26 protein-coding genes are annotated in these 23,511 nt (G+C 55.8%); 9 read left to right on the top strand and 17 right to left on the bottom strand.

The genetic code is table 11. The annotated features are described in order from the left end of the window. The first annotated feature begins 2 nt into the window (after positions 1-2). Positions 3-989, top strand: a complete 987-nt coding sequence (locus IFT53_RS15240; protein WP_192065860.1) for an aldo/keto reductase — start codon at positions 3-5, stop codon at positions 987-989. 130 nt (positions 990-1,119) lie between these two features. On the opposite strand, the gene IFT53_RS15235 is transcribed toward IFT53_RS15240, so the two are convergent. The 16 genes from IFT53_RS15235 to IFT53_RS15160 form a co-directional block, all read right to left on the bottom strand. Next, entirely contained in the window at positions 1,120-2,433 is a 1,314-nt protein-coding gene (locus IFT53_RS15235; RefSeq protein ID WP_192065858.1) for an ABC1 kinase family protein, read from the bottom strand. Further along, a complete protein-coding gene (locus tag IFT53_RS15230; RefSeq protein WP_192065856.1) occupies positions 2,430-2,777 on the bottom strand; it encodes a thiol-disulfide oxidoreductase DCC family protein in 348 nt (115 codons plus the stop codon). Before IFT53_RS15230 ends, IFT53_RS15235 begins: the two co-directional genes overlap by 4 nt. A gap of 390 nt (positions 2,778-3,167) precedes the next feature. Then, the gene (locus tag IFT53_RS15225) at positions 3,168-4,070 is read right to left on the bottom strand and encodes a LysR family transcriptional regulator (RefSeq protein WP_192065854.1); all 903 of its coding nucleotides are present in this window, start codon (positions 4,068-4,070) and stop codon (positions 3,168-3,170) included. 51 nt (positions 4,071-4,121) lie between these two features. Next, positions 4,122-4,871, bottom strand: a complete 750-nt coding sequence (locus tag IFT53_RS15220) for an RraA family protein (protein ID WP_192065852.1) — start codon at positions 4,869-4,871, stop codon at positions 4,122-4,124. Positions 4,872-4,908: 37 nt separating this feature from the next. Beyond that, a complete protein-coding gene (locus IFT53_RS15215) occupies positions 4,909-5,220 on the bottom strand; it encodes an NIPSNAP family protein (protein WP_192065851.1) in 312 nt (103 codons plus the stop codon). Positions 5,221-5,265: 45 nt separating this feature from the next. After that, positions 5,266-6,150, bottom strand: coding sequence for an SMP-30/gluconolactonase/LRE family protein (locus IFT53_RS15210; protein ID WP_192065849.1), 885 nt, complete (start codon positions 6,148-6,150; stop codon positions 5,266-5,268). A gap of 409 nt (positions 6,151-6,559) precedes the next feature. Continuing rightward, complete coding sequence (locus IFT53_RS15205) at positions 6,560-6,973, bottom strand: nitrile hydratase accessory protein (RefSeq protein ID WP_192065847.1); 414 nt, start codon at positions 6,971-6,973, stop codon at positions 6,560-6,562. Between the two features lie 10 nt (positions 6,974-6,983). Next, on the bottom strand, positions 6,984-7,625 hold the full coding sequence (gene nthA, locus IFT53_RS15200; RefSeq protein ID WP_192065845.1) for a nitrile hydratase subunit alpha: 642 nt from the start codon (positions 7,623-7,625) through the stop codon (positions 6,984-6,986). Between the two features lie 53 nt (positions 7,626-7,678). Beyond that, positions 7,679-8,338, bottom strand: coding sequence for a nitrile hydratase subunit beta (gene nthB, locus IFT53_RS15195; RefSeq protein ID WP_192065843.1), 660 nt, complete (start codon positions 8,336-8,338; stop codon positions 7,679-7,681). Between the two features lie 38 nt (positions 8,339-8,376). Next, on the bottom strand, positions 8,377-9,765 hold the full coding sequence (locus IFT53_RS15190) for an amidase family protein (protein ID WP_192065841.1): 1,389 nt from the start codon (positions 9,763-9,765) through the stop codon (positions 8,377-8,379). Beyond that, a complete protein-coding gene (locus IFT53_RS15185) occupies positions 9,762-9,971 on the bottom strand; it encodes a hypothetical protein (RefSeq protein ID WP_192065840.1) in 210 nt (69 codons plus the stop codon). Before IFT53_RS15185 ends, IFT53_RS15190 begins: the two co-directional genes overlap by 4 nt. Before the next feature lie 142 nt (positions 9,972-10,113). Continuing rightward, positions 10,114-11,067, bottom strand: a complete 954-nt coding sequence (locus IFT53_RS15180) for an ABC transporter substrate-binding protein (protein ID WP_192065838.1) — start codon at positions 11,065-11,067, stop codon at positions 10,114-10,116. A 61-nt stretch (positions 11,068-11,128) separates the two neighbouring features. After that, positions 11,129-11,896: an ABC transporter permease gene (locus IFT53_RS15175; protein ID WP_192065837.1), complete on the bottom strand. Its 768-nt coding sequence runs from the start codon at positions 11,894-11,896 to the stop codon at positions 11,129-11,131. Next, positions 11,893-12,666 (bottom strand): ABC transporter permease, encoded by a 774-nt coding sequence (locus tag IFT53_RS15170; RefSeq protein WP_192065835.1) that lies wholly within the window; start codon positions 12,664-12,666, stop codon positions 11,893-11,895. The genes IFT53_RS15175 and IFT53_RS15170 overlap by 4 nt, the downstream gene beginning before the upstream one ends. Further along, positions 12,666-13,376 (bottom strand): ABC transporter ATP-binding protein, encoded by a 711-nt coding sequence (locus IFT53_RS15165; RefSeq protein WP_244656339.1) that lies wholly within the window; start codon positions 13,374-13,376, stop codon positions 12,666-12,668. Before IFT53_RS15165 ends, IFT53_RS15170 begins: the two co-directional genes overlap by 1 nt. 374 nt (positions 13,377-13,750) lie before the next feature. Continuing rightward, entirely contained in the window at positions 13,751-14,095 is a 345-nt protein-coding gene (locus IFT53_RS15160; RefSeq protein WP_192065831.1) for an EthD domain-containing protein, read from the bottom strand. Between the two features lie 279 nt (positions 14,096-14,374). On the opposite strand from IFT53_RS15160, the gene IFT53_RS15155 reads away from it, so the two are divergent. The 6 genes from IFT53_RS15155 to IFT53_RS15130 all read left to right on the top strand — a co-directional run bounded on the left by IFT53_RS15155 (position 14,375) and on the right by IFT53_RS15130 (position 20,115). After that, positions 14,375-14,740: an EthD family reductase gene (locus IFT53_RS15155; RefSeq protein ID WP_192065830.1), complete on the top strand. Its 366-nt coding sequence runs from the start codon at positions 14,375-14,377 to the stop codon at positions 14,738-14,740. Between the two features lie 295 nt (positions 14,741-15,035). Then, positions 15,036-15,866 (top strand): metallophosphoesterase family protein, encoded by an 831-nt coding sequence (locus IFT53_RS15150; protein ID WP_192065828.1) that lies wholly within the window; start codon positions 15,036-15,038, stop codon positions 15,864-15,866. Continuing rightward, positions 15,863-17,023, top strand: coding sequence for an ABC transporter ATP-binding protein (locus IFT53_RS15145; RefSeq protein WP_192065826.1), 1,161 nt, complete (start codon positions 15,863-15,865; stop codon positions 17,021-17,023). The genes IFT53_RS15150 and IFT53_RS15145 overlap by 4 nt, the downstream gene beginning before the upstream one ends. Then, positions 17,016-17,948, top strand: coding sequence for a carbohydrate ABC transporter permease (locus IFT53_RS15140; RefSeq protein WP_192065825.1), 933 nt, complete (start codon positions 17,016-17,018; stop codon positions 17,946-17,948). Before IFT53_RS15145 ends, IFT53_RS15140 begins: the two co-directional genes overlap by 8 nt. Then, complete coding sequence (locus IFT53_RS15135; protein ID WP_244656338.1) at positions 17,945-18,796, top strand: carbohydrate ABC transporter permease; 852 nt, start codon at positions 17,945-17,947, stop codon at positions 18,794-18,796. The genes IFT53_RS15140 and IFT53_RS15135 overlap by 4 nt, the downstream gene beginning before the upstream one ends. A 47-nt stretch (positions 18,797-18,843) precedes the next feature. Then, positions 18,844-20,115, top strand: coding sequence for an ABC transporter substrate-binding protein (locus IFT53_RS15130; protein ID WP_192065823.1), 1,272 nt, complete (start codon positions 18,844-18,846; stop codon positions 20,113-20,115). A gap of 99 nt (positions 20,116-20,214) precedes the next feature. Here IFT53_RS15130 and IFT53_RS15125 read toward each other — a convergent pair whose 3' ends face one another. Then, entirely contained in the window at positions 20,215-21,192 is a 978-nt protein-coding gene (locus IFT53_RS15125; RefSeq protein WP_192065821.1) for a substrate-binding domain-containing protein, read from the bottom strand. A gap of 384 nt (positions 21,193-21,576) precedes the next feature. Here IFT53_RS15125 and IFT53_RS15120 point away from each other — a divergent pair, with 384 nt between their 5' ends. Together IFT53_RS15120 and IFT53_RS15115 are read left to right on the top strand one after the other, a co-directional pair. Continuing rightward, positions 21,577-22,794 carry a GGDEF domain-containing protein gene (locus IFT53_RS15120; RefSeq protein ID WP_192065820.1) on the top strand — a complete coding sequence of 406 codons (1,218 nt, stop codon included), beginning with the start codon at positions 21,577-21,579 and terminating at the stop codon, positions 22,792-22,794. 181 nt (positions 22,795-22,975) lie between these two features. Beyond that, complete coding sequence (locus IFT53_RS15115) at positions 22,976-23,509, top strand: cytochrome b (protein WP_192065818.1); 534 nt, start codon at positions 22,976-22,978, stop codon at positions 23,507-23,509. The last annotated feature ends 2 nt before the right edge of the window (positions 23,510-23,511 follow it).

Genomic DNA, 23,511 nt, shown 5'->3' with positions numbered 1-23,511 from the left:
GCATGAACTATAGAGAGTTTGATAGAACGGGACGGTCTGTCTCGGAGATCGGATTTGGTGCCTGGGCGATTGGCGGCTCCTGGGGCGATGTGTCAGAGGCGGATGCTCAAGCGGCGCTGAACGCTGCCTTGGATGCAGGCACGACATTCATCGACACCGCCGATGTTTATGGCGATGGCCGATCCGAGAAGATCATCGCTGATGTGTTGAAGGCACGGGGTGGTGAACGGCCGTTCGTCGCCACCAAGGCAGGCCGTCGCCTGTCGCCGCACATATCCGAGGGTTACAACAAAGACAACCTGACCATGTTCGTCGAGAGGTCGCTCAAAAACCTCGCAACGGATTGCCTGGACCTTGTTCAGCTGCACTGCCCGCCAACGGAGGTGTATTATCGCCCAGACGTTTTCGAGGCGATGGAATCGCTGATCAAGGCGGGGAAGATCAGAAACTACGGTGTTTCCGTCGAGAAGGTCGAAGAAGGCCTGAAAGCGATCGAATATCCGGGCGTAGCCTCTGTCCAGATTATCTACAACATCCTCAGGCAGCGCCCTGCCGATCTTTTCTTTGGTGAAGCCAAGCGCAAGGGCGTGGCGGTCATCGTTCGTGTTCCGCTTGCATCCGGCTTGTTAACCGGAAAGATGAATGCCCGAACAACCTTTGCAGCCGACGATCACAGGGCATTTAATCGCAATGGAGAGGCGTTCGACAAGGGTGAGACATTCTCCGGCGTCCCTTATGAGGTTGCGCTTGAAGTTGTTGAGGATATCCGCAGGCTTGTTCCCGGTGACGTGACAATGGCCCAGTTCGCTTTACGCTGGATCCTTATGAATGAGGCTGTCAGCACGGTCATTCCAGGGGCGAAGAACGCCGATCAGGCGAATGGCAATGCTTCGGCAAGCGGTATCGAGGAAATCTCGCCGTCCATGATGGAGCAGCTGAAAGCTATCTACGAAAACCGCATTGCTCCTCACGTCCATCAGCTTTGGTGAGCGATCGCCGTTGGCGATGGCTTCATACCGAGCAGGGATGAACGAAGCTCTTTCTATGCGCCAGTCCCGGCGCATAGAACACAATTTACTGAACTAATAGGCCGCTCATCCATTCGTGGTTCAGGCGACCTTAGCAAAAGCGCGCAAGCGTGTCGGCCAGTGGAAGACGCGCGCGCATGTTGGTTAGTAGCAACGCCATACCGCCGATCTTGCGTTGAATAAGCAGCGTATCAGCAGGAGGCAGGTGCCAGCTTGCACGATCGGCCATCATCGGCATTGCACGTTCGCGGATCATAGCAATGACATCGCGGTCGGCAAAATCGAAAAGACCATTTCGGCTCGTCTCAATACGGGAAACCGCAAGGCCAATCATGGCATCCAGTGTCGTACCGTGTCGCAGCACCTGGACTGGGGAGATGAAACCCATTTTCACGAGTGCATCACGGATCGCAGGGACATCGCCCGTCATCCCGATGCGCAGCAAAATGCAATATTTATTAGCAATCTCAGGGGCTACCGCACGTGTGGCACCAAAGTCCAGAAGCACGATGCGACCACCGTCGCGCTGCCAGCGATAATTGGCGAAATTAGGATCTGTCTGCATCAGGCCGAATTGGAACAGCTCCTTTAGGAGCAGTTCGAGCAGTGCTTGCGATGCCCGGTTGCGATCTGCTTCCGGTGCCGCGGCCAGTGTTTCTAAGGGGCCGCCCGGAATGTAGTCCATCGGCAGAACAGTCCTATGGAGAAGATCTGTGACAGGCTCAGGCACAACGAAACGCGGGTCATCTGCAAGAAGCCTGCGGTAGCGGCGCATCTGCTCTGCCTCCCGCAGGTAGTCCGCCTCTTCATGCAACTGCCTTTTGGCCTCGGTCAGGTAGGGTGCCAGGTCAAGTCCTGATGGTAGCAGGCCCGTGATCCGCAAAAGTGCTGCAACATTGTCAATGTCGGCATCGATGCTGGCCGAAATTCCCGGATATTGCACTTTGACCGCCAACTCGCGCCCTGATGAAAGAACGGCGCGATGAACCTGCCCAATCGAGGCCGCTGCTATCGGTGTCATATCAAATCGAGAGAAGTGCCTTTGCCAGTCTGGACCCCAGGCTGCCGTCAGCGTTTGCTGGAATTGACGATCCGGCATAAAATGCGCGCTCTCTCGCAAGTCGGCAAGGATGACCGCGAGTTCTGGGGGCAGAAGGTCGCCCGCATCGAGTGACAGCATCTGTCCAAGCTTCATTGCGGCACCTCTCAGGCGCGACAATTGCTCTTTAGCCCTAAGCGCGTTGGATGGTGTCAGGAGCAGATCGGAAAGATGCGGGCGTTCTCCCTGCGCCATCCGGCGCAAGCCTTCACCGACCATCCCCGTTGCTACGCCGCCTGCAAGCTGGCCTAACGCCGCAAGCCGGCCGAGACGGCTTTTGGGGACGGGGTGAAAACGGTCCTTCATCGGAAAAGCCTCTGCAGCCGGGGACGAACGCGCAGGAAGCCACGATAGGCCGCTTCGAACAAGGGTGTGACTGCAGGCCAGCCAGCGATCTTTCCCAATGGGCGCAAGATTGGGATGGCCCGCCACATGGCCGCAAATGCCGCCGCACCCGAAAGCAACCTGTCGCCCTCCTGCGCATGGAAGCGGGCAAGAATGTCTGCGCGATCAATGGGGCAGACCGTCAAAGGATCGCAAGCATCGATAAATAAGATCGCCCCGCGCCGATCGAGCCGTTTCATCAATGCGATTTCTCTCTGACACAACGGGCAATTGCTGTCGAACCAGACTGTCACTTGCTCAGCCATGACGATGGTCTCCAGTTCTGATGAGTGCTGGAATCTTGTTGGACACGCGTGGGCCAAGCGAGTTTCCTGAATGATGTCTTAGACATATTACGGCGACACGCTGTATTCAGATCAGGCGAGTGATGTTGGATTCGGCTTTTCTTTCGGTAGCGCCCATGCTTCCTCAACTCAACTCTACTGTTCTGAAAGCGGTAGTTTTAAATGGGCGCCTTGAATATTGCGGGCGAATTGCGGCAACAGCGGCACCCTGCATGACACTAGTGTCACCCAGAAGGGGTAGCTTGGCGACCCCACGGCATTTATGATCTGACGGCACCAGATTTGGTTGAGAATCCAAACATCATGGGGATGCGATAGGCCGGAGCATGCTTGGACTGTTAACGGCTGGCTCTAAACGTTGAGGGTTGTCTCACGCAGAACCCTCCTCAGCCAAGAGCGGGCAGGATCCCGTTCGGTTCGTTTGTGCCAGGCCATTTTGTAGATGATATCATGCGTGACGAAGGGCAAGGGCGATACGGTCAGGTCTTGTCCGTTCCGGTAACTCTGAACGAAACTCAGCGGCACGGCGGCGGCGAGATCCGAGCGCCGCACGATCTCGATGGCCTCTTCCGCCTTGTTGACGACAAGTGAGATATCGCGTGCCCCACCGGTTTGCTCAAGCCATTTATCAACGATACCCATCTGCCCGGTTGCCTGCTTGACCAGAACATGCTTCGCGCCAAGAAACGCCTCTTTTGATACGGGGGCGACGAGGTCTGGATGGTCGTGGCGGAAAATACAGACATATTGATCCGTAAAAAGCGGTTCCACAGCCAACTCGGCATCCAAGGTTGGAAACATGCCGACCGCACAGTCCAATACGCCGCGTTCTAGACCATTGATCGAGCTGGGGTTGGAGTGGACATGGAAATGCAGTTTCGCCTGTGGCGCTTCTTTCAGAAAACGGGCTGTGAAATCGGGCAAAATGCGTGAGATCAGCGTCTCGGTCAGCGCAACGTTGAACGTCAGACTGGTTTGGGCCGGAGAAAAAGCCTGAGGCACAGCAATTTCCCGGATCTTGTCCATCGCGGCCTGCAAGTCCGGCCAGATCTCAAGGGCCTTGGCTGTTGGCTCGATGCCGCCGGGGACCTTGATGAACAGTTCGTCCTGCATGATATGCCGAAGCCGCCCAAGCGCATTGGATACCGCCGGCTGGGTGAGCGAGAGTCTGTTGGCGGCGCGTGTCACACTGCCTTCGGCAAGGACAGCGTAAAGGACATTCATCAGGTTCAGGTCGATCCGTTTTTCCTGCATAGCCCTATCCTTAAATGTGACATGCAAGCCGCACGCTTGCGGCGGTCGCCCTCAAGCCTTCGGTTTGCGTCGCATGACATCGCGGATCGGCGCACCGTTGCTGATGGCCTTTTGACGCATTTCTTCGCTCTCGGCAATGTCTTGCGCATGTTTGAGGACTTGTTCGATTTTATCAAATGGAACGAAGCACACACCGACCTCATCGGCCAGGACGAGATCGCCGGGGCTGACGGTCACGCCGCAGATTGTAACGGGTGTGTTGATAGCGACAGTGCGTACCCGCCACTTGCCTGTGATGGGGCTGACGCTCCGGGACCAGATGGGATAACCGATATCGCGCGAATGACCGATATCGCGGACTGCGCCATCCACAATGGCTCCGAGCTCACCCTGCCGTTTGGCGATGCTGGCCAGCAGCCCTCCCATATTGGAGATTTTGTCTACGCCCTCCAGCACAAGCACATCACCGGGTTCGGCGAGGTTATGTGCCTCAACATCTGCCAGCTCCGGATTGCCTGTTTTAAACACGTCGATAGGGCTCATATCATCGCGCAAGACATTCTTCACCGTCAGTGCCCGGCCAACGACACGGGCGGATGCATCTGTTGGCCGCAGCATTCCACCGGGAACGGCACCTGCAATGCCCAGTTCGTCCATTGCATCTGATGTCATTCCGGTAAGGTCCGGCAAAGCGCGAAAGCCCGCAAGGCTGTCGGGGTCGATTTTGGGCAATGTGAATATGCCGAATGCCTCGAGCGGAAGCCGTCCCAGCGTTTCAATCTGCGGGTTGTTCTGGTCCATTGGGGTGCTTTCTTAAAACGAACCCGCTCTTTATGGCTTAGAGCTTGGTAAAGGTGGTCGGTTTGAGGATCTTGTTTTCCTGAGCGACAAAGCTGCCGGCGTTTAGCGTCAGAAACGCCTGCCATTCGGGATCTGCGGCCATATTGGCACGGCGTGTTTCCCGGTCAGTTATGTCTTCGTAGGCCCAGATATGCACGACCTGGTTTTGCGGCCCGATATCGGACACGAAGGAGCCGATGAATTTGCCGAGATGACGCAACTGGATCGGCAGCGCGACCCGCTCGAACTGCTCAAGATATTGCTTCATGTGACCGTGTCTGACGGTATAGGTGCGATGATCGATTATCATGGTGTGCCTGCCTGACGATGATGACGAAAGATATTGGATGGAAATTCAGCCCGCATATTCTGGCTCCGCCAAGCCTTTGATGCCGATATCGAAGGCAAATACATCTCCAGCCAATGGCTGCGCCGCGAGGTCGTCTAGGCCCAGCCGTTGATGTGCCGATGTGACAAAGAGAGTGGCCAGGTCTGGGCCACCGAACGTGCAGCTCGTCGGCTGGGTGACGGGTAGATCAACAACCCGGTCGATACGGCCATCTGCCGCATAGCGCACGACACGACCGCCACCGTATTCCGCGTTCCAGAGATATCCATCGGCATCGACTGTCGAGCCATCCGGCCTGCCCGGACGATCCGATGTATCCGCAAACAGCCGTTCGTCATGAATTGTGCCCGCATCAGCGTCGAAACGATAGGCCATGATCCGATCGCGGTAGGTATCCGCGAAATACATGACCCGGCTGGCGGGGCTCCAGCAGATGCTGTTGGGAACGATCACATCGCCGCGCAGGCAAGAAACCGTTCTATCCGCGTCAAGCCGGTAGAGCGATCCGGTTGGGTCGCGTCTGACGTCGCTCATTGTGCCCGACCAGAACCGGCCTTGCCGATCGGTGCGTCCGTCGTTGAAGCGGTTGTCAGGGAGGTCTTTTTCGGGATCAGCAATCGGCTCGCAATGCTTCGAATTAAAATTCACGAAATGCAAACCAGTTTGCATGGCAACGACAAGCTCGCCTGGCCCACCACTGCGCAATCCTATGCTGCCGATAATATCTGGCATTGCAAGGCTTTCGACGTTGCGGGACACCGGATCGAAGCGATAGATCGTCGGGCCGCGACTATCCACCCAATATAGCTTTTGCTCCCGCTCGCTCCAGACCGGGCTTTCGCCGAGCTTGTTTTTGACATCAATCGTATAAATTGGAGATATGGCGGGCATGTCGGTTTCCTACAGCCTGTCGTGTGACAGATCGATTGAGTGTTCTGGGCGCGTAGGTGGACAGACGCTGGATATGTCCATCGAAGGTACAGAGGCAGCGGCAACCGCAACCGCCGCCAGTTTTGCAAATATCATGAAGTCCTCCCGAATTGACTTGGCATTGCCCGCTCCATCCTCATGCGCGACAAGCCTCCCTGCATGCCGCTGAAGAACGTCGGCCACAAACAATTCCCACACCGCTTTCGGTTTGCGCCGGGACTGAGGCTAAGAAGCTGAACGTCTCAGAGGTAGTCATTATTCGTGATGGGCCGCATCACCCATAGTTTTGAAAGGAAGATGAAATCCGCGCCGACGCCAGAACGATCAACTCACGCGGATCCCCAGAGACCAACCCATCGTGTAGGGGCCCTCAAGCGCGATGATGCGAGCGTGCCTCTTCGAAATCTGCCTCCTGCAGAAAGATGGGCAGGCCGTGCGGTGTTCGTTCGGCTGCGTGTTCCCATGCATGCTTATAAAGATGCTGCTCATCGCCCGTCGCCAAAGATCGTATCGAGGCGATTTCTTCCAGAGCGTTCAGCCAGTCGTCGTAATAGGTATCGACCGTATCGGGCATGCCGTTTCTGGCACTCGCCTTGCGATGTTTTGAAAACACCCCGGCCCATTCGCTCCATTCGAACTGTCCGGCCTCGTTTAACGCAACCGTCATGGCAAAAATCTGCGCCTGCCACGGTTCGCCAAAGAGCATGCCAGTCTCTTCATCCCAGATGCGCGGGTCTGTACCGCAGGTTTGAGCGAGATCGATATCAGTATGCGCCTGTGTCATGCTGTTTGCCTCATGCCGTTGCGCTGGGCCGCTCGGAAGCAGCGGTTGCGATCCGCGTACCGATCATGGAATCGCGGTTTGCGAGTTCTGCCAGTTCCTCTTCCGACCATCCCTCTGTTCCTTCTGGGCGCATCGGAATAACGATGTAACGCATCTCGGACGTGGAATCCCAGACACGCACGCGCGTCGTTTCAGGAAGGACAAGGCCGAATTCCGCAAGGACGGCGCGCGGTTCGATCACGACGCGTGAGCGGTAGGCTGAGGACTTGTACCATGCAGGGGGCAAGCCAAGCACAGGCCAAGGATAGCAGGAGCACAGCGTGCAGACGACGACGTTATGGACCTCGGGCGTATTGATGAGCGCCACGATATGTTCACCCTGACGGCCTGTATATCCCAGAGAAGCGATGGCAGCGCTGCTGTCGGTCTTCAGCCATTCCAGATAGGCTGGATCGCTCCAGGCCCGGGCTACCACCCGCGCGCCATTGCGAGGGCCGATCTTGGTCTCGTAAGTCTCCAGAATCGTTTCCAGCGTTTTCGGATCGACATAGCCTTTCTGCGTGAACAGAGTTTCCAAGGCCCGGACGCGCAACTCCGTGTCAGTCAGATGAGAATGATCGTGATCATGGTCGTGGTCATGGTTGCCGGACATGGCAAACTCCAAGGCTTGAAAGGTTGAGGCAGCTGCTAAAGGCGGTAGATGCTTCAGGCAGGATCGAGATAAGGTTCAAAGGCATCGACAACGACTTCGCAGCCAGGTTCGCAACCCTCGCCCCAGAGGTCCCGTCCATCGAACTGCACGGCATAAAGCCACTGCGGATCTTCGTTACCAAGGGCGCTATGGTCGGGATACACGTGGACGCCATAAACCATCGTCACCACGCCGGGATGGCCCCGGACGTAGCGAGGCAGCCGCGTATGGGTGGACGGGTTAAGCTTGCGTGCAATCACCCTGTCCCCGATGTTAAAACGATGGGCCGTCTTCGCTGGGCGCATCGAGGAGTTGCCCTTTTCGGCCATGATCGGAATACGCTCAGGGGGGAGGGCAGAGAGGCCTGTACGCGCCGGATGAAGGGCCGCGCCGGCGCTGATCTCACTCGCATCGGCCAGCGAATGTTTGATGGCCAACCGCTCAAGCCGAAGGACAAACCTGCGAAAGTAGTCATCGCCGCGCAGATATTCGTCAGGCGGCAGGGATTCCATTTCGGAGCGGACCTGATCGATCGACCAGAGCCCAAGCCCACCAATCGCAAAATTCACCGCAAAGATGCGGCGCTCCCATTCATGGTGAAACGGTTCTTCGTTCTCGATATCTGGAATCGGGCCGAAGCCGTGCATTCCGCCCATGTCATGAATACCATTCATCGTCCACTTTCCTCATTGCGGCAGCGTCGTCCAGTTGGTTACCGAGCGTAGTCAGGCAGTGATATGTCTGTCCACCCACTCAGGCTTTCGACGGCATGAGCGACCGTGAGCAGGGTTTTTTCGTCGAAGAGCCTGCCGACCAGTTGCACGGACAAAGGCAGACCGCAGTCGTTAAGCCCAACTGGAACGCTGATGGCGGGATTGCCTGTCACGTTGAACGGGTTTGTCATGGAAGGCCCGGCAGGATCGAATGGATTTGGTACTGGTGTGTAGCGGGGTGCGGCATTCGCCGTCGTGGCGCAGAGTAGAACATCGCAGCCAGTCAGCGCAGCCGACAGCTGTTCAGCCAGAATGCGCCGTGCTTTCAGGCAAGCAAGGTAATCTGTCGCGGTATAGGCGGCACCCAGCGCCAGCCGGCGCGCTGAAAGGGGGCCGAAATCGCCTATCCGTGAACGCAGGTTGGCTTCGTGAATGTGGTGCCCTTCGATGAGAAGCAAAGCGCGGATGACGGTTCCAAACAAGGCAAGCGGTGGGGTTTCCACATCGAACACTTCCGCGCCTTCTGCACGAAGCAGATCCGCGACCCGCTCGATTTCGGCCAGAACCGGCCCAGATGCCGTGACCAGCAGCGACCTTGCGATCCCGACCTTCATACCTTTGACGGAATGTCCGAGAGCTGCGGTGAAATCCTCTGTGGGCACATTGGCGCAGTCATTGTCGAGTGGATCATAACCAGCCAGCACGTTGAGTGCCACGGCTGCGTCCTCCACCGTCCGCGCAAGAGGGCCGCAGTGGTCGAGGGACCATGACAGCGGAAAGCAGCCACGGCGCGAAACACGCCCGAAGGTCGGCTTCAGGCCGACCGTTCCGCACCAGGATGACGGCGACCGGATCGAGCCACCGGTATCTGTGCCAAGCGCCATGCGCAGAATGCCGCCAGTAATGGAGGATGCCGAGCCGCTCGAAGAACCACCAGTGATGTGATCGAGGTTCCACGGGTTGCGGGCAGGCGGAAAGGGAAGTTCAGCATCCGGGCCATAAAGGGCATATTCATGCGTCGCCATCTTGCCGACGAGCACCGCGCCACCGAGGGAAAGCTTTTCGACGATGGCCGCGTCGCCAGACGCAACGGTATCAAGCCCGATGCGCGAATGGCAGGTTGTTGGCAGACCGGCTACATCAAACAAGTCCTTGGCGCCATAAGGAATGCCCTGCATCGGGCCGCGATCCACGCCAGCGGCAAAATCCCGGTCAGCACGCTCCGCCGCAGCCAGCGCCTGCTCGGGAAGAATGCTGATGAAGGCGTTCAACGTGTCATTGGCGGCCTTCGCCTTGTCCAGCGTCCAGCGGGTCAGTTCTGTGGACGAAAAGGCACGCTCACGCAGTTTTTGGCCAAGCGAGCGAAGGGAGAGATCTGTGAATGTCACTTTTCGACCCTCCCAAAGGTAATCACCTGGCGCAGATCCGCGGGACCGCTCGCACGATTGGCAAAGGCGTGAATGGTATCGAGTTCCTCACGCATCTGCGCAAATTCGACGAGCATCTGTTCGCGCCAGCCCTCATCAAGATCGAGCTTGGCGCGCTGCATCAGAATATCGAACTCGCCAACCAGCGATTCGGGCGTGTAGGTCATTCTCATCACCATCCGTAAAAATATAGACCCCGGTCAGACCGAGGGCGTGAACCGGTCCTTTGCCCGCAACGGCAAGCTGGCATGTCAGGCATTGTTCGTGGAAGTGATGGACGCGATCGCCCCCATCACCTTCAATGCGTTCTTATGTCCAGGGCGTAAGTGCTTTGTCGGCTGTCAGGCCGGTTTTCAAAAGTCCCTGGTCACGCATAACGGTGAACACGTAGTCGAGATTTGTAGGCTCGACCCTCGGCGAAAGATTTGGGACGGCCATTTTCTTGACCAGTGATATGTCCATCTTCGTCCACTTCGCGATGGATTCATAGGCCAGATCATGATCTGCCATGGCCAGTTCAGAACCCTGCACCAGAGAGGCACGGAACTTCGCAACAAGCTCGGGATTCTTGGCTGTCCATCCGGCGTTGGCCTGATATCCACCGACGACAACGCCATCAGGTGCGTTCTCGAAGAAGTTTACGAAGGGCACTGCGACGCCTTCCTCTTTCATGAGGAAGAAAAATGGGTCGAAGTTGAGTGCGGCATCGATCTCGCCGCGCTTCATCATATCGCTGTAGTTGACTGGCGGCACTTCAATCCACTTGAGCTTCTTGGGATCAAGGCCCTTCTGCTTGAACCAGTAATTGAACATGTACAACATGATGTTGTTCAATGCTGGTGTGGCAAGCCGGCGACCGTAGAGATCAGCCGGTTCCTTCAGGCCTGCGCCTGCGCGCGCCATCAGCCCGATATTGCCGGTGGCGGGAAGTCGTTGCCCTCCGGCAATCATGGAAATCGGAAGCCCTGCATCGATGGACTGAAGCGTCGGGATCATATTGAGCGTGCCGATGTCCATGGAATTGGTCACCAGCGCCGGTACGATTGCGGTCGCTGACATTGGCGTCAGTTGAAAGTCGATCCCATTCTTTTCAAAGATTCCCTTGTCTTTCGCAAGGAAGGCTCCGACGAAGTCGACAGCAGGATAGAAGCCAAAGCGGATGGGCTTGAGGTCCTGCGCGCGCAACAGTGACGGGGCCGCGAGCGAGCCAAGCGCAAGGCCTGACAGTGCAAGTGCGGAACGGCGTGTTATTTTCGATGTCATTTTAGTTCCCCTAACTTAACGTTGAGTTTTTCTTGTTGTTACATCGCTGAAGAGGCGGCGTTCATTGTTGTGAACTTCGCCACCGCAGGATTTTTCGCTCGGCAAAACCGAGAAGGAGCGCAGACCCCATGCCGATCATCGACAGCATCACAAGGCCTGCGAACATATCGGCTGACCGGTAGGATCGACCCGCCGCAAGCATGAACTGGCCTATTCCGTCGACACCGACCAGCATTTCCCCGGCGACCGCCATCCCCAGTGAGGCGGTCAAGCTGATTCGGGCTCCAGAAAGAATATCGGGCATGGCACTTGGCAGCGCGATCTTGAAGGCAAACTCGGTCCGAGACATGCGAAACACCCGCGCGACCTCAAAAAGGCGGGGCTCGACCATCCGGAAACCATGAATGGTGGACAGAAGCATTGGCCACAATGCGCAAAAGGCGACAACGCTCAAAACCATCAGATCGCTGAGGCCAAACAATGCCATGGCAACCGGAATGATCGCCGAGGCTGGCAAAGGGCGCAACGCCTCGAGGGAAGGCCCGAGATAGCTCTGCGCGACTTTCGAGCTTCCAACCAGAGCACCGATCGCTATCCCTGCGATGGACGCCAGTACCCAGCCATAAAACATGCGCATAACGGTCGCGAAAAACTTGTGGCGGATGTCCTCGTCAAAAAAACCAGCCCAGAGGCTTGCGAATGTATCACTTGGCGATGGCAGGAAAACGGGCGTGATAAGATTTGCGTCCGTGACCAGCTTCCAGATGCCGATAAGGACAAGGAACATGCAGCCGCTGGCCAGAACCCATGCGAAACGGTTGATGTTCATTCTTCCTGCTCCTTTGTGTAGAACCGGCCGAAGAAGGTTTTCTGGACCGAGGCCATTGCTATATTGAGCAGGAGGCCGAGAAGCCCGATCCAGACGAGTGTTGCCAGCATCAGCGCCGGGTTCATCGCTTCGCGTGCCAGCATGATGGCTGAGCCAAGGCCTTGCGGGTTGCCGACAATTTCGATGGTGACGCCGACGACGAGTGAAAAACCAAGCGTTACACGCAGCGCGACAAAGATACCCGGCAGCGCTGCTGGCAGCACGATTTTCCAGATTTGTTGAAGTCTGGACAATCCCAGAACCATTGCCACTTCATTGAGGCGCGGCGTAATGCCCTGAACGGCAGACCGCGCCATGATCAGATTTGGCCAGATCGTGGTAAAGGCGATCACGGCAATTTCCATCTTGAAGCCAAGGCCGTAGATGATCATCCAGACCGGAAGCAGCGCGATGGAAGGCATGGCGCGAATGAACTCGACAGGCACCTCGAACAGCCGGTCGAGCTTGTTCAACAGGCCGAGGAAAATACCGCCGGGAATGCCGACCGCAGCCCCGATCAGGAAGCCCAATACAACAGATACCAGTGTTTCCCATGTCGTTTTGAAGAGCGAGCCATCGATGATAGCACCCGCGCCTGCAACCAGAATTTGGCTTGGGGGCGCCAGCGTGTAGCTTTGCATGTGGGTCAATCGCGCCCAGCTTTCTGCAATCACCACCGCTGCGATAGGCAGTGCGGCAGCGCGCAGCGCGTTGATCTTGGGCGCGCCCATCAACCTTGCTTCTCCGCAATGGTAATAAACCGTGTCAGTTCTCGCCGCAGACGAACAAACTCCTCGGTTTCGCGCGTTTCAAGCTGATTGCGGGGGCGCGGAAGACGCACGTCAAACACTTCCGCGATCCGACCCGGGTGCGGCAGAAGGCCGATCACACGATCTGAGAGATAGATTGCTTCTTCCAGGTCATGTGTCACGAAAAATGCAGTGGCTTTGTTCACTGCCAGAATGGCAAGCAATTCGTCCTGCAGGTTTTGCCGGGTCATTGCATCGAGTGCACCGAAGGGCTCATCCATCAGCAAGAGCTTCGGTTCCTGCGCCAGCGCACGGGCTATCTGCAAGCGCTGCTGCATGCCGCCCGACATCTGGCCGGGAAATTTATGGCTGTGCTGACCAAGCCCGGTTTTATCCAGCAGGTTCTGAATGATCGGAGCGCGTTTCTTATGGGGAACGCGCGCAGCCTCCAATGCCAGCGACACGTTTTCTGCAGCCGTCCGCCAGGGTAGCAAAGCCTTGGCATAATCCTGGAAGACGACGGAAATCTCGCGGGTGGGGCCACGAAGTTCCTTGCCTTCATAAAGAATACGCCCGTCCGTCGGAGCAAACAGTCCCGCAATCAGCCGCAACATCGTCGTCTTTCCACAGCCCGACGGACCAACGACGCTGACAAATTCGCCTGGCTTCAAAGCCAGTTCGATGTTGCGCAAGATCTCATGCCCGCCAAGGGTAAGGCACGTGGAATGAAGATTCACCAACGGAATAGCTCGCTGCGTGTCTTCAGGGCCGCCTCGGCTTGGCGTTGTGATTGTTGATTGCTGCGTCATATGCTCAGTCACCGATCCGATATTTGCGAGAGATACGTCAGAGTTCCATTCGGAAACCAATCAAATACTGACCTCACTCATTGCCATGAGAACATGGATGCGCACCTGTTCCGAACAGGGATCTGTCACGAGTGAGCGCTCCAGAAAGTCTCTTTCGGACATGAAAGCTGCGAAGCGAGAATTCGCTGGAGCGACCTGCGCAAAGTGGTCAGCGTGTTCAGGTTTGTTTTTCCCGTGCGGAAACACACTGAAGATATTCAGGGGATCCTGAGCGCGATAAACTCATCTTCACGAACAATGACGGTTCGGGCACGTCCGATAAATTTGGCACCGTCGGCGAGAAGGCGCTGACCTTCTGGTGAAACGCGCGCTTCGCGCATTGCCTCTTCGCTCTCGTACCAGACCTCGGCGACACCGTCGATTGCGATGTCCATTTCCACGATATCCTGGCGCACAATGTTGTCGAGACATTCGGACTGCACGTAACGGAGAATATTCTTCACATCAATTGCCAGCGGACCATGAACTTCGCGCCAGTATTTGAGGAATTCTTCGCGGGTCCAATCATCGCGTTTTGCCAATAGGGTTACAGTCTTGATCATTGTCCCTCCGAAATCTTTTTTTCAGACCTGTTAGAAATGGTAATGTTCCAAAACCATTCCGCCCAAATGGATAGTTTAAGATCGGGGCGGATGACACAAATTTCCTCTCGTAATGCGCCACATCATGTTCGTGAATAAAGAGCAAAGGCTTCATTAATGCTGGTAATGAGCCGTATTTCGAACTTCAATTACAAGGTGCGCCTTGATTGGACGTAAGTTGAAGATGCCTTTCGTGATGACGGGCTTTTTCAAAATTACCCAAACCTTTGAGGCCCTTACATGATCAAACTCATTTCGTTGCTCGTTCGACCGTCGGAAATGACGAAGGCCGACTTTCTTTATGCCTGGCGCGTCGAGCATGCTGAAATGGCGCTCTCTGTCCCCGGTATCCGCAAGTTCGTGTTGAATATCATCCTGAAAGAGCCAAGTCGTGCCGATGTGCCGGACTACCCCTTCACCTGCGACGGAATTGCCGAGATTTGGTTCGATGACGAAGAACAGATGAAGGACGTTCTGGCTTCGGAAGCGCTCAAGCGTTTTCGTGCACATGGTGCAACCTTCATCGGCAGCATCAAGGCTTTTCTGGTCGAAGAGCAGATCGTCATCTCTGGCGAAGAAAGTCGCCTCCCATTGCCTACAGCATAGGTTTTGCCATGTGAGGTGACAGGACCTCTTCGTTATGCATGCGACGCAGCGATTATGTGGATGATCCGACCTGAGGACATCAGGTCAGATAGCTCATTTAAACGTTGCGTCGCCCCCAGTGGTGGGAGTTGTCCCGACGAACATCGAACGTGTGAAGGTTTTGCAACAAAACTGAAAAACCACTGAAAGAAACTGTAGCCATACTGACATCATCAGTGACTAAACACGGCGGCAACACAATGCGGGTCGTGCTTGAAGGCATTCTCCGGACAATGTGAGTTACCGGAGTTGCACCTTGAAAATCATCCAGATCACAGACACCCATCTGAGCCCCACCAAGCCGCATTTCAATGGCAATTGGGAGCCGCTGGTTCGCTGGATCGAAAGTGAGAAGCCTGATCTGGTCGTCCATACCGGTGATCTCAGCATCGACGGTGCCGATTTCGAAGAAGACATCGCTTTTGCCATGGACATGATGCGGCAATTGTCCATGCCGATGCTGATTGTTCCTGGCAATCACGATGTTGGACATTTCCATGGGTCGGCACAGCCGGTCAATGCCGAGCGCCTGGACCGTTGGCATCGCCTCGTCGGCCCCGACTACTGGGTCGAAGATACGGATCGTTGGCGCATAATCGGGCTCAACAGTCTCCTGATCGGGCTTGGTGGCGCAGATGAAGAGGCGCAGGAACGCTGGCTGGAACAAACCCTTGAGAGCCGCGACGGCCGTCAGGTCGCAATCTTCACGCACAAACCGCTTTTTGTCGATGACGCCAACGAGCCGGAAGCAGGGTACTGGAGCGCACCGTTTGAGCCGCGCATGCGCCTGCTGGAGCTTATCGCCAGGCATGATGTTGCATTGGTCGGTTCCGGCCATCTGCACTGGAGCTGGATAGGCCGTCATGACAACACCACCCTCGTCTGGGCGCCACCGTCCTCCTTCATTTTGGGAGACATGGAACGCGAAATGCCGGGATCGCGTCTGCTTGGTGCAGCGGTTCACCATCTCGGAGAAACGGTGGAAAGCCAGTTGGTGTCCGTGGAAGGGCTGAAGCCCTATTATCTCGATGACGTGGTGGCAGAGGTCTATCCATCCGCTCTCAAGAAGAAGGAAGCGGCGGAATGAGCGTGCTGTCTCTCTCCAACATCACAAAGTCTTTCGGCTCCAACGATATTCTCAAAGGAGTAAGCCTTGAGGCTGAGCCTGGCGAATTCATCGCGCTGGTCGGCCCGTCCGGCTGCGGCAAGAGCACGCTTCTTCGCATCGTCGCGGGTCTGGACCATGCCGATCAAGGTGAGATCAGCCTTGGTGGAAAGACATTGTCGAACCTGACAGCCGCCGATCGCAACATTGCCATGGTGTTCCAATCCTATGCGCTTTATCCGCATCTGACAGCTGGCCAGAACATCGCAGTGCCGCTTGCCATGCGTCGCCTCACTGCCACGCAACGCCTGCCGATTATCGGCAATGTCTTGCCCGGTCAGAAAGCAATCCGCCAAGGCATACTCAAGGAAGTTGAGGCGATGGCTGCCTCCTTGAAGATCGGCCATCTGCTGAATCGTAAGCCCGGCCAGATGTCTGGCGGCCAGCGCCAGCGTGTGGCGCTTGCTCGCGCCATGGTTCGCCATCCAGCATTGTTCCTTATGGATGAGCCTCTGTCCAATCTGGATGCCAACCTGCGTGTCCATGCGCGTGGCGAAATCGTCGAGCTGCACCGCAAGTCAGGCGTTCCGGCACTTTATGTTACGCACGACCAGTCGGAAGCCCTGTCCATGGCAAGCCGTGTGGCGGTTATGATTGGCGGCAGACTTCTGCAACTGGCCACGCCGCAGACGATCTATGAAGACCCCTCCCATATCGAGGTTGCGCGGTTCATCGGCCAGCCCCGGATCAACCTGCTGCCGACAAAAGCGACTGCCAATGGCATGGTGCAATTCGGTGGTATCACCATCGCAGCGTCTAGCCTGTCGCGTGGCGACGACATCACCGTCGGCATTCGCCCGGAGTTTGTGAGGCTGGCATCGCAATCCAGAGACACGATGGCTGCAACGGTGGAACGTCTTGAGTTCCTCGGCTCGGAAGTCATTCTCTTTGCACGCCTTGACGGTATGGGCGAAACTGTCGTCGTCAAGCTCACGCCGTCCGACGCCGCAAATCTAGGCCCCGGCAAGCCGGTTCATCTGGCAATCCAGCCGGACAAGGCGCTGCTCTTCGGTGCGGATGGTGAACGCGTCACAACGCAGGTTTCCATTGTTGGTGCGCCGGAGCTGCTCCATGGCTGAGTTGACCGCATCCGTTTTCGCCGCTCCGACACCGACGCAGGCAGAGATCGCCGCCAGGCGCGAAAGCCGCACCGCCTGGCTGCTTGCGGGACCGGCTATCGTCCTCATGATGCTGTTCATCATCGTTCCGACGGCCGCCGTCATCGTGCTGGGCTTTACCGATTTCGAACTTGGCTATTCCAATTTCCGCTTTGTCGGATTTGAGAACTATGTCGAGCTCTTCAGTGACCGCACGTTCCGCACATCGCTTTGGAATACCGTTGTCTATACGGCCATCGTAACGCCCTTCTCAATCATCTTCGGCCTTGGCATTGCCATGCTTATCGAAGCTGAGCCGCGGGCCAAGGCGTTTTTCCGCACAGTCTACTTTCTGCCGGTCGCCTCTCTGCTGGTGGCCATGGCAACGGTCTGGCAATATATGCTGCACCCGAGCATCGGCCCTGTGAACATGATGCTAGGCGTCTTTGGCATTGCTGGACCCAACTGGCTTGGCTCGTCCAGCACGGTTTTGCCAAGCCTTGCCATTATCGGCATCTGGCAGTCGGTCGGCTTCAATATGGTTCTGTTTCTGGCAGGCCTGACGGCCATCCCGCGTGATCTTTACGCAGCAGCGGAAATGGATGGCGTCCGCTCCAGTTTCGAGCGTTTCCGCCTTGTCACATGGCCGATGCTGGCGCCAACCACGCTGTTTGTGGTGACGATCAGCATCATCAATTCGGTCAAGGTCTTCGAGACCGTAAAAGCCTTGACCGAAGGCGGGCCGAACAAGGCATCCGAAGTGCTGCTCTTCACGATCTATCAGGAAGGGTTTGTCTATCTGCGCGTCGGCTATGCGTCAGCCATGACTGTGATCTTCCTCGCCATTCTGGTGGTCCTGATGTTCCTCCAGTACCGCGTTCTTGACCGCAAGGTGCATTACTCATGACGCAGTCCGCCACTCTCCCACCAACGATGACATTGGGCCGCGTGATCCGCCTGTGCATTCTGAAAATTGGCGCGCTCATCTTCCTGTCGCCCTACATCTTCATGATTTCGACGGCTGGCAAAGCGCAAAGCGAGATTTTTTCCTCGTCTCTGTCGCTCATTCCGCAGACATGGAGCTACATGGCCAACTTCACCAAGGCCATGACGCGGGTTTCTATGCCGCATCTTCTCTTGAACGGTGCCATCGTCTGCTCACTGATTCTGTTCATTCAGGTCATCGTCGCAGTGCCCTGCGCCTACGCCATGGCAAAATTGAAATTCAAGGCGGCGCGGGCATTGATGATCATCGTCATGCTGGGCCTTCTGGTGCCGATCCACGCCACCGCCTTGCCGCTTTATGTCGCCTTCGACCGCATGTCGGTGCTCAACAGCTATATGGCGCTGGTCGCACCTTTCTCGATCTCGGTGTTCGCGATCTTCCTGTTCCTGCAGTTCTTTCGGGCAATGCCGGACGATCTTATCCACGCAGCCCGGCTGGATGGAATGAGCGAAGCTGGGATCGTCAGCCGTGTCATTTTGCCCAATGCCTGGCCAGCGGTCACGGCCTTTGCGATCTTCTCGGTCGTCGCCCACTGGAATGATCTGTTCTGGCCGCTGATCGTCGTGACGAACCAGACCTATGCAACACCGCCGCTTGGCCTTCTCTACTTCCGTGCTGCGGAAGCAGGAGACGATTACGGCGCACTGATGGCGGCAACGCTCATCATCACTCTTCCCCTCGTTCTTGCGTTTCTGGCTGCCCAGAAGAGCTTTATCGAAGGCATCACCATGACCGGCCTCAAAGGTTGAGCCGGACAGCATAAACACTAGCCTCACCATTTAACGGAGAACGTGCCATGAATCTTATCAGACACGCATTGACGGCGCTTGCCGTCTCGGTTGCCTTTGCTGCCATGCCCGCAAAGGCAGAGACAGTGCTGACCGTGCATTATCCAATGCCGGGCTTCTTCAAGGATGTGATGGACAACATTTCGAAGAAGTTCATGGAAGAGAACCCGGAGATCAAAATCCAGTTCGCCAATCCTTCCGCAACCTACGAGGAAGGCATCCAGACCATAATGCGGCAGGCCGGAACGGCCGAAATGCCTGATCTGACCTTCATCGGTCTTAACCGTCTGCGCATGGTCAACGAGCGTGACATTCCTGTTGATCTCGGGCCGCTCGTCAAAGCCGATGGCAACATGGCTGAGCAAGGCTTTTCAGACAATATTCTGAAGCTTGCCCAGGTGGACGGCAAGCAGGTTGGCCTCGCCTTCGCAACCTCGAACCCGATCATGTATTACAACGCCGATCTGGTTCGCAAAGCCGGTGGCAACCCGGACGTTCCGCCAAAGACCTGGGATGAGGTGATTGCACTTGGCGGGAAGATCAAGGCGCTCGGCGACGGCAATGAAGGCATCGATTTCCGCTGGCAGGGTGATGACTGGATGTTCTCCGCACTGTTGTTCGGCGCAGGCGGCACCATGCTGAGTGCTGACGAGACAAAGGTGACATTCAATGGTGAGGCAGGCCAAAAGGCCGTTGCCGTTCTCGACAAGATGGTCAAGGAAGGCGGCCTTCCGGTTCTGACCAAACAGGCTGGCGAACAGGCCTTTGCAGCCGGCAAGATCGGCTTTGCGTTTCAGACAACGGGCGCCCTTCGCAACACCATCAAGAACGTTGGAGACAAGTTCGATCTACGCACAGCACAAATTCCGCTGATCGACGCAGAAAATGGCAAGCTGCCAACAGGCGGCAATGCTGTGGTTATCCTGACCAAGGATGCCGAAAAGCAAAAGGCCGCATGGACCTTCGCAAAGTTCGCAGCCGGGCCTTACGGTGCGTCCGTTGTCGTGCCGGGCACAGGTTATGTTCCAAACAACGAGTTGGCTGCAAAGTCGCCGGAATATCTCGGCAATTTCTACAAGGAAAACCCGCTGTTCCAAGCTGGTCTTTCACAGATGTCGCGCATGATTCCTTGGTACGCTTTCCCGGGCACAAACGGTGTGAAGGTTACTCAGACCATCGTTGAAAACCTGTCACGCATCGTCGAGCAGAATGCCAAGCCTGACGAAGCCTTGAATGACGCTGCCGATGAAGTGAAAAAACTTCTGCCGCGCAGGTCTTGAAGACACCAAGCACGACGTTGAGGAGGTGGCTTTGTCACCTCCTTTTTTGATTTTTCAGATAGTTAGGATGGAGCGGGCCTTTGGCGTCAGGCTGTCATGCTAGGCGACTGTTGCGCCGGGGAACAATTGGTATCCAACTCGCAGATGCCTTGGTGGTGCTGCGTTCTGCGCAATATCCAGCAACAATGCGGCAGCTGCGGTGCCCATGTCTGCATCCGGCATCCGTATCGTGGTCAACGGCCGCTCGAGCATACGCCCGATGGAAATGCCGTCGAAACCGCAGACGGAGATATGACCCGGAACCGAAATCCCATGTCGTCTCAGAGCGCTGATCACACCAAGCGCCAGAAGATCATTGGAGGCGATGATGGCACTTGGCCTGATATTCTCTACAACGTCCAACAGATCAAGGTTTTCGTATCCGTCGAGAAAGCCAATCTGCAGCGCTTCGAGCGATCTAAGCCCGCTGTCCGCCAGCGCCTTGCAGTGCCCCTCGTAACGTAGCCGTGCCCTGTCAGAGGAGGTGAAATACCCGGATACAAACAGGATATGATGATGACCCTTATCCATCAAGAAACGGGTAAGCTCGTAGCTTGCCTGAAAATTATCGACGGTGACCGCCGCTTGAAACCGCGGCAGTGGCAAATTGTTCAGCAGAACGGTGGGTGGCAATGCTGCCGAAAGTACATCGCTGGAACGGGGATCGCAAAGCGTCAGGATTAACCCGGTCGGGTGTTCTTCAAGGAGGGATGCGACAGCCGAAGCCTCGCTGGACGGATCATAATTGGACTGTGCAATCAACACGCTTTGCCCTGCGGCTTGCAGGCGACGCTGAATGCCCGCAAGAGATGCGGCAAACACCGGATTGGAAATGCTCGGAACAAGAACGCCAACGACAGCGCGTGATCGACGGGTATCGCCAGCTTTGTTTGCGATATGCCTGTAACCCATTTCCGCCGCCGCACGGCGGACCTTACGCACCATCTCGGCGCTAACTGGCCCAGTGCGGTTCAGTACACGGCTTGCAGTGCTGATGGAGCATCCTGCGCGGAAAGCGACCTGCTCAAGTGTGATCATAGAGGTGGTTTTTAATAATCAACATAACAGCCTGTCTTGTCAGCAGCGTAAGGCATCAATTCCCGGCCCACGACTTCGGATCGAGCTACCATATCTTATTCTGAGCAGCGCTACGAGGCTATAGTAAGCAATATCTACTACAGCTGCCATCCAGCGCATTGTTCCGATCTGCAAACGGTTGCCCAAGACCATCAGGTTCTTCTGGAGTTGACTGTACCGCCAGCCTTTTCTGCCCAAAGCCACCGAGATCCCACCACAGAGAACAGCGCTCTTATTTAAGAGAATTTACAGACCACCAACGTACTATAGAAAAAATTTAAGTTTTTTAATTGGTCCATTCTGGGAAAGGCGCCCTCCCAATGTGGAAATATCGAGGTCAACATATTGGAACTCTCTACCACCCTGTTGCTGCATAAATCTTCTTTGCTCGTTGGGGCGGGCTGTTTCCTCTATGTAAGATGGCAATCTGGAAAGAGCCTGGGTCTAAGGCTTATGGCCATCTCTTTCATCATACTCGCCATCGGCTCAACAATCGCGGGCGCCGGGGAGCGAGGAGAACTCCCCGTTTATGCCTGGACACTTTTGAGTTTCACGGCTGGACCCCTTGCTTACGCACTGTTCTGGATTGGAATTAGACGTCTCATCCATGAGCGCGTCTGTCACCGGGACTGGATCGTGCTTGCAATAGCGCCTGCGCTATTTGCCATTGCTGTTGCGACCGATTTCCATTTGGAAAACTCTTATAGAGCAACTATTTTTCTGACTGTGATGGCATCCTTCATGGTGTCCTGCGCCTTTATCGTTCTACGCGGCACCCGTGGAGCCATTGTCCGGGCTCGTTTTCCTTTGGCGCTGTCATTCGCCGCGAAGGCGGTGTTAGCGTTGATTGCGATTGCAAGCATTACGATCCCTGAACATGTGTCGGTTTCCGTCAGTGAAACTTTCTTTATGCTGATCCTATGCCAGTTCCTAATCGCGATGTTCGTGCAGATATTTGCCAAGGAACGCGCGGAAATGCGGTTGATCCAGCTCCTTGAAACCGATCCGCTCACCCAGATCCACAACCGCCACTGGTTCTTTTCAAATCTGCCTGCCAATCCCTCGCCAGGGGATATTTTTGTGACGATCGATATCGATCACTTCAAGAAGGTCAACGATGAATTCGGTCACGCGATTGGCGATCATGTTCTCGTTGCGACGGCAAAAACAATGGCTGAAAGCCTATCGGGAGACTATATGCTCGCCCGGGTCGGCGGCGAAGAGTTCGGTCTTTACATCAAATCCTCTTCATTGGATGAAGCCGAACGACAAGCGGAGCGTCTGAGGAGCGCCGTTGAGGCAATTGATTTGCGTTTTGAGGGAAGGCGTGTCCCCGTTACAATTAGTCTTGGTCTCGCGACCGCGACAAGTGGAATGAAAATGCAAACCTTGATGAGGAACGCAGATCAGGCGCTCTATTCCGCAAAGGCTGCGGGACGGAATCGAAAAGAGATTTTCAGTCCTTACCTCGAGGGGCCGCTTTTCAACGATCTTTCCAGTGACAATTCTCACAGTGTCACTCGCCTTGGCGAAATGGCGAATGCGCCCGGTCACATCCAGTGATCGCCTGAGGCGGGTCAAGCGCGATAGCCGTGGACCTTGCCACTTCGGGGCAGATGTTGTCCTGCCTCGTAACAGTAGCCGTCTTAACCCTCGAAGATTTGCATCACGATAGCGCGATGTTTGCCATGCTCATAGCTGTTACTTTTCGAAGATGTTATATACATCAGGAGGGAGGATGCCGATGACAGATCGCTCGACGCGAGATTTTCCGGGCTACAGCCGCATATCAAAAGCCATGCATTGGATCGTGGCTTTGCTTGTTTTCGCGACATGGCCTCTGGGCTTGATGATTAGCTTCGTAAAGGATGACGTCAAGCTGGATTTCTATCTTGTGCATGAAAGCTTCGGCTTTCTCGTGCTGTGGGCCATGTTGCTCAGAGTTGGATTTCGGCTTTTTCAACCACCGCCTCCAGTGGAGAGATCCGCGCTAGAGCGTATTGCGGCCAATACGGTTCACGGGTTGCTCTACGTGTTTTTGATCATCATGCCCGTTTCAGGCTTCTTAGCCACAAATGCCCACGGTTTCCCCCTGCAATGGTTTGGATTGGTGACGATCTGGAGTCCGCTTGGCAAATCTTCGGAGATCGCGCAGATGCTCTCAGCCATCCACGAGTGGAGCGCGTGGATCGTTTTAGGGCTTTTCGCGTTACACATATTGGCAGTGATATTCCATCACCTCATACGCCGAGATGCCACGCTTTACCGAATTCTTTAGAC

The organism is Rhizobium sp. CFBP 13644, from assembly GCF_014842165.1.
Lineage (GTDB): Bacteria > Pseudomonadota > Alphaproteobacteria > Rhizobiales > Rhizobiaceae > Agrobacterium > Agrobacterium tumefaciens_C.
The sequence above is the reverse complement of the archived record's forward strand: the minus strand, read 5'-3'. Positions and strand labels throughout refer to the sequence as shown.

Excerpts from the sequence above, each read along its gene's own strand:
- IFT53_RS15240 (WP_192065860.1), top strand. The coding sequence starts at position 3 with ATGAACTATAGAGAGTTTGATAGAACGGGACGGTCTGTCTCGGAGATC.
- IFT53_RS15235 (WP_192065858.1), bottom strand. The coding sequence starts at position 2,433 with ATGAAGGACCGTTTTCACCCCGTCCCCAAAAGCCGTCTCGGCCGGCTT.
- IFT53_RS15230 (WP_192065856.1), bottom strand. The coding sequence starts at position 2,777 with ATGGCTGAGCAAGTGACAGTCTGGTTCGACAGCAATTGCCCGTTGTGT.
- IFT53_RS15225 (WP_192065854.1), bottom strand. The coding sequence starts at position 4,070 with ATGCAGGAAAAACGGATCGACCTGAACCTGATGAATGTCCTTTACGCT.
- IFT53_RS15220 (WP_192065852.1), bottom strand. The coding sequence starts at position 4,871 with ATGGACCAGAACAACCCGCAGATTGAAACGCTGGGACGGCTTCCGCTC.
- IFT53_RS15215 (WP_192065851.1), bottom strand. The coding sequence starts at position 5,220 with ATGATAATCGATCATCGCACCTATACCGTCAGACACGGTCACATGAAG.
- IFT53_RS15210 (WP_192065849.1), bottom strand. The coding sequence starts at position 6,150 with ATGCCCGCCATATCTCCAATTTATACGATTGATGTCAAAAACAAGCTC.
- IFT53_RS15205 (WP_192065847.1), bottom strand. The coding sequence starts at position 6,973 with ATGACACAGGCGCATACTGATATCGATCTCGCTCAAACCTGCGGTACA.
- nthA (WP_192065845.1), bottom strand. The coding sequence starts at position 7,625 with ATGTCCGGCAACCATGACCACGACCATGATCACGATCATTCTCATCTG.
- nthB (WP_192065843.1), bottom strand. The coding sequence starts at position 8,338 with ATGAATGGTATTCATGACATGGGCGGAATGCACGGCTTCGGCCCGATT.
- IFT53_RS15185 (WP_192065840.1), bottom strand. The coding sequence starts at position 9,971 with ATGACCTACACGCCCGAATCGCTGGTTGGCGAGTTCGATATTCTGATG.
- IFT53_RS15180 (WP_192065838.1), bottom strand. The coding sequence starts at position 11,067 with ATGACATCGAAAATAACACGCCGTTCCGCACTTGCACTGTCAGGCCTT.
- IFT53_RS15175 (WP_192065837.1), bottom strand. The coding sequence starts at position 11,896 with ATGAACATCAACCGTTTCGCATGGGTTCTGGCCAGCGGCTGCATGTTC.
- IFT53_RS15170 (WP_192065835.1), bottom strand. The coding sequence starts at position 12,666 with ATGGGCGCGCCCAAGATCAACGCGCTGCGCGCTGCCGCACTGCCTATC.
- IFT53_RS15160 (WP_192065831.1), bottom strand. The coding sequence starts at position 14,095 with ATGATCAAGACTGTAACCCTATTGGCAAAACGCGATGATTGGACCCGC.
- IFT53_RS15155 (WP_192065830.1), top strand. The coding sequence starts at position 14,375 with ATGATCAAACTCATTTCGTTGCTCGTTCGACCGTCGGAAATGACGAAG.
- IFT53_RS15145 (WP_192065826.1), top strand. The coding sequence starts at position 15,863 with ATGAGCGTGCTGTCTCTCTCCAACATCACAAAGTCTTTCGGCTCCAAC.
- IFT53_RS15140 (WP_192065825.1), top strand. The coding sequence starts at position 17,016 with ATGGCTGAGTTGACCGCATCCGTTTTCGCCGCTCCGACACCGACGCAG.
- IFT53_RS15135 (WP_244656338.1), top strand. The coding sequence starts at position 17,945 with ATGACGCAGTCCGCCACTCTCCCACCAACGATGACATTGGGCCGCGTG.
- IFT53_RS15130 (WP_192065823.1), top strand. The coding sequence starts at position 18,844 with ATGAATCTTATCAGACACGCATTGACGGCGCTTGCCGTCTCGGTTGCC.
- IFT53_RS15125 (WP_192065821.1), bottom strand. The coding sequence starts at position 21,192 with ATGATCACACTTGAGCAGGTCGCTTTCCGCGCAGGATGCTCCATCAGC.
- IFT53_RS15115 (WP_192065818.1), top strand. The coding sequence starts at position 22,976 with ATGACAGATCGCTCGACGCGAGATTTTCCGGGCTACAGCCGCATATCA.